The organism is Acinetobacter sp. AOR18_HL (assembly GCF_027855145.1).
Lineage (GTDB): Bacteria > Pseudomonadota > Gammaproteobacteria > Pseudomonadales > Moraxellaceae > Acinetobacter > Acinetobacter pittii.
Genome location: NZ_JAKTIG010000033.1, coordinates 1 through 4,729 on the forward strand (window position 1 = coordinate 1; position 4,729 = coordinate 4,729).

A 4,729-nucleotide genomic window follows, 5' to 3' on the forward strand; every position below is an offset into this window, starting at 1 on the left:
GGCAGAGTAAAACTTGAAGTGCGACATAAACCACCTAATTAATTTAAAGGGTTTATGGAGTATATAAAATTGTCATACCATCATCTTAACTTTGAAGATCGTACTGCATTAATGCTTGAGTCAAGAAAAGAAGGCTTTTCAGCCAGAAAATTTGCTGAACTCATTAAAAGACATCCTAGTACGATCTATCGTGAGCTTAAAAGAAATAGCATCAATGACGTTTATCAAGCTCGATATGCTTCTGATAACACCTTCGCTAGACGTAGACGTGGTCACAGAAAACTCAAAATCGATTCAATCCTCTGGAAATTTATTGTTGAAGCGATCCGTTGTTTATGGTCTCCTCAGCAAATAGCAAAGCGTTTAAAGACATTTCCTGATTTGGATCAAACAATGAATGTAAGCCATACAACGATTTATTCAACGATACGAGCATTACCCAAGGGTGAGTTGAAAAAAGACTTATTATCCTGTCTGCGTCATGAAAATAAAAAGCGAAAAGCTAACGGTGAACCTAAAAAAGATTCTATATTACAGGATATTAAAACTATTCATGAGCGCCCAGCCGAAGTTCAAGAAAGAAAAATACCGGGTCATTGGGAAGCTGATTTAATTAAAGGTAAAGACAATAAAAGTTCGATAGCAACACTTATTGAACGAAATACACGGCTCTGTATCTTGGCAACATTACCTGATGCAAAGGCAGAATCAGTGCGCAAGGCTTTAACTGAAGCTCTGAAATATTTACCTGCAGAACTGCGTAAAACGTTGACCTATGACCGTGGACGCGAGATGTCAGAACATAAAATACTCGAAGAAGATTTAGGCATAGATGTATATTTCTGTGACCCACATTCACCTTGGCAAAAAGGCACATGCGAAAATATGAATGGTTTAATTAGGCAATATTTACCTAAAGGGATTGATTTAAATCAGGCAGATCAGCATTATTTAAATCAAGTTGCCATGTCACTGAATACTCGTCCTAGAAAAGCGTTAGATTGGCTTACACCATTAGAGAAATTTGCTCAGCTTGTTGATTATCATAAGACTTTTCAAACTGTCGCACCTCATGTTTGAATTCGCCCTAATATAAAAGCTTATTTTCAATAAAAAACACATCATAATACCCCCTTGCCTTTTAACCACAAAAATATTGAAGTTATTATTTAGAAGCAATTAATAGAAAAATAAACAAATCTTTTTTAAACAAGCTACTAATAAAAATATCTCCATCGAAAATAAAGTATAAAAATTCAAAAACCATTTAATAAAGTATCAATAGAGTTAAAATACATATAGCTTACTTTTAATTTTAAAGAGGAATACAAGAAATAATTTCTTGTATTCCTGTTATAAGATTGGGAGAACCAAGTTGATAATTTCACCCATTTCTTTGGATCTATTAATTTAAGTTTCGACTTTACTTATTTGAGCTTAGCCATTTGGTCGAGTCACAATCGGGAAAATTGAATCTGGACGTTTAAACATTGCAAAGAATTTTCCAATTTTCAGTGGATTACCTTTGACTTTACTGTCTTTAGAAAGCAGGACTTTTACCCCTTCTATTTGACCTGTAATCATTTTTAGATATAAGGGCTTGGTTAAGGTTAATGTAGGGCAATCCAATGCCAAATCTTTACTTTCATCATAACGCTTAAACTGCATGACTGAGTTTTCAACCCATAATGAAAAATGCTCTTTGGTATCCGACAAAACCAGATTGATACACTGGTTTTCATTTTTTAAATTTTCCACATCTAAATTTGTCGCCATAGCTTCAAGAAATCTTTCAGTTGGTGTATGAATCAATAAATCACTCGGATCAGAAGTATTTTGTAGGGGTACATTATTTTGTAGCTCTTGAGCGCCCACCAAAAAGAAATTACGCCAAGTTGAAGCCTCAGCAGCATAGCCCAATTGACGATAAGTATTCGCCAATAAGTCTTTTGCTTGTTGGTTTTGAGGGTTATTCAACACAATATGTTTTAAAATCTCGGCAGCCCATCTATAGTCAGCTTGAGCGTAGGCATCCCGCGCATTTTTCAATGCATTGTTCTCCCCACCTGCTAACTCAATATATTTTTTTGCAACAGCTTTAGGGGGTAATGGATCTAAATTGGAAGGATGGGCATCGAACCATCCCATATAATATTGGTATACTGCTTTTACATTATGTTTTAGGGTTCCATAATAGCCATGAGCATATAGTTTTTGATCAAGTGCCGCTGGAAGCTTAATTTTTTCGGCAATTTCAGCGCCATTAAAACCAGAGTTCATATATCTCACCGTCTGATCATGCGTGAACTTATAAACATCTCGCTGGGTTTTAATAAAATCTTGAATATTGTCATTGCCCCAGACAGGCCAATGATGCTGTGCAATCAATACATCGGATGCTTTGGCATGCTGCATTGCTTGGTCTAGATAGCCCACCCATTTTAAGGCATCACGGACTTTAGCACCCCGAAGGGTATAAAGATTATGCATGGTATGAGATAGAATTTCTGCGCCGTTATAAAGTTTCAATGATGGGATAGAGAACGTTAATTCTGCTGGTGCTTCTGAACCCGGCACGTTATAAAACACAAAATCCAAGCCATCAACCGTCATTTTCTGTTCTGGTTGAGTGATCAGTTGTGTAGGCTCAAGGATGCCCATTTTTCCCACAGCAACAGCCTTACCTAAACCTGTATCCACCAATCCTTCCGCATTTTTAGGTAGAAAAGTTCCATACATATAAGTCGCACGACGTATCATGGCTGAACCTGCCATCACATTTTCACTGGTCGCTTCTTCCATAAAGCCTTTTGGCGCAATAATTGGAGTTTTTCTAGCGTTAATTTCTTCGCTAGAAAGAACGCCTAATGCACCACCAAAATGATCGATATGGCTATGGGTAAAGATAATGGCTGAAATTTTTTGCTCACCTAAATGCTGTCTAGCAAATTTAAGTGCTGCTTCAGCCGTTTCTTTAGAGGTTAATGTATCCACAATAATCCAGCCAGTATCACCCTGAATGATGGTCATATTTGCCAAATCAAAACCACGAATTTGCCAAACTCGATCTGTTACTTTAAATAGCCCAACATTGTTGTTTAATTTTGCTTGTCGCCATAGAGTGGGATTAACGGTATTTGGTGCTTGATCTTGTAAAAAACTAAATGCATCAAAATCCCAGATAACATTGCCTTTCTCACTTTTAATTTGACCTGTTGGCTTGGCAATAAAGCCCTTTTGAGCCTGATTAAACTCAGTCATATCCTCTAAGTTATACTTCGCCTTATATGTATTATTTGATTCAATGACCGCTTTTTCTACTACAGTATTTGCTGCAAAAACAGAAAATGGCAGAATAAGCATCAATGAAACTGTTAAAAACTTAATTTTCATCTTCTTTCCTTTTTTTAAATAGAGGTGGTCCCACATGTTTGAACAACTAAAAGCTTATTTATAAGTGATACTCTGCTCTAGTTAAGCTACCTTATTTTGTTGTGGTAGCTGGTCATAGTAAAACTCATCTGGAGTCATTTTGTCCAGACTCGAATGAGGTCGTTTCAAATTATAAAATTCAAAATATGCGTTTAATTGCTTCTTCGCATCCAAAACATTGCTGTAGGCTTTGAGATACACCTCTTCATATTTAACGCTCCGCCATAATCGTTCAACCATCACATTATCAACCCATCGACCTTTACCATCCATGCTGATTTGGATGTCATTTGATTTCAATACATGGCAGAGTAAAACTTGAAGTGCGACATAAACCACCTAATTAATTTAAAGGGTTTATGGAGTATATAAAATTGTCATACCATCATCTTAACTTTGAAGATCGTACTGCATTAATGCTTGAGTCAAGAAAAGAAGGCTTTTCAGCCAGAAAATTTGCTGAACTCATTAAAAGACATCCTAGTACGATCTATCGTGAGCTTAAAAGAAATAGCATCAATGACGTTTATCAAGCTCGATATGCTTCTGATAACACCTTCGCTAGACGTAGACGTGGTCACAGAAAACTCAAAATCGATTCAATCCTCTGGAAATTTATTGTTGAAGCGATCCGTTGTTTATGGTCTCCTCAGCAAATAGCAAAGCGTTTAAAGACATTTCCTGATTTGGATCAAACAATGAATGTAAGCCATACAACGATTTATTCAACGATACGAGCATTACCCAAGGGTGAGTTGAAAAAAGACTTATTATCCTGTCTGCGTCATGAAAATAAAAAGCGAAAAGCTAACGGTGAACCTAAAAAAGATTCTATATTACAGGATATTAAAACTATTCATGAGCGCCCAGCCGAAGTTCAAGAAAGAAAAATACCGGGTCATTGGGAAGCTGATTTAATTAAAGGTAAAGACAATAAAAGTTCGATAGCAACACTTATTGAACGAAATACACGGCTCTGTATCTTGGCAACATTACCTGATGCAAAGGCAGAATCAGTGCGCAAGGCTTTAACTGAAGCTCTGAAATATTTACCTGCAGAACTGCGTAAAACGTTGACCTATGACCGTGGACGCGAGATGTCAGAACATAAAATACTCGAAGAAGATTTAGGCATAGATGTATATTTCTGTGACCCACATTCACCTTGGCAAAAAGGCACATGCGAAAATATGAATGGTTTAATTAGGCAATATTTACCTAAAGGGATTGATTTAAATCAGGCAGATCAGCATTATTTAAATCAAGTTGCCATGTCACTGAATACTCGTCCTAGAAA

The 4,729-nt window shown here is 36.6% G+C and carries 3 protein-coding genes and 1 pseudogene; 2 read left to right on the forward strand and 2 right to left on the reverse strand.

From position 1 onward, the window contains the following. Positions 1-54: 54 nt before the first annotated feature. Positions 55-1,080 (forward strand): IS30-like element ISAba125 family transposase, encoded by a 1,026-nt coding sequence (locus MKL51_RS11000; protein WP_079265503.1) that lies wholly within the window; start codon positions 55-57, stop codon positions 1,078-1,080. Between the two features lie 357 nt (positions 1,081-1,437). On the opposite strand, the gene MKL51_RS11005 is transcribed toward MKL51_RS11000, so the two are convergent. Next, on the reverse strand, positions 1,438-3,393 hold the full coding sequence (locus tag MKL51_RS11005) for an alkyl/aryl-sulfatase (RefSeq protein WP_000693745.1): 1,956 nt from the start codon (positions 3,391-3,393) through the stop codon (positions 1,438-1,440). Positions 3,394-3,474: 81 nt separating this feature from the next. Continuing rightward, positions 3,475-3,735 (reverse strand): annotated as a pseudogene (locus MKL51_RS11010) (integrase core domain-containing protein); the annotation flags it as partial. Positions 3,736-3,791: 56 nt separating this feature from the next. On the opposite strand from MKL51_RS11010, the gene MKL51_RS11015 reads away from it, so the two are divergent. Further along, positions 3,792-4,729, forward strand: a 938-nt coding sequence (locus tag MKL51_RS11015) for an IS30-like element ISAba125 family transposase (RefSeq protein ID WP_079396101.1), incomplete at its 3' end; no start/stop codon positions are given.

Coding starts and splice junctions, on each gene's coding strand:
- MKL51_RS11000 (WP_079265503.1), top strand. CDS start 55: ATGGAGTATATAAAATTGTCATACCATCATCTTAACTTTGAAGATCGT.
- MKL51_RS11005 (WP_000693745.1), bottom strand. CDS start 3,393: ATGAAAATTAAGTTTTTAACAGTTTCATTGATGCTTATTCTGCCATTT.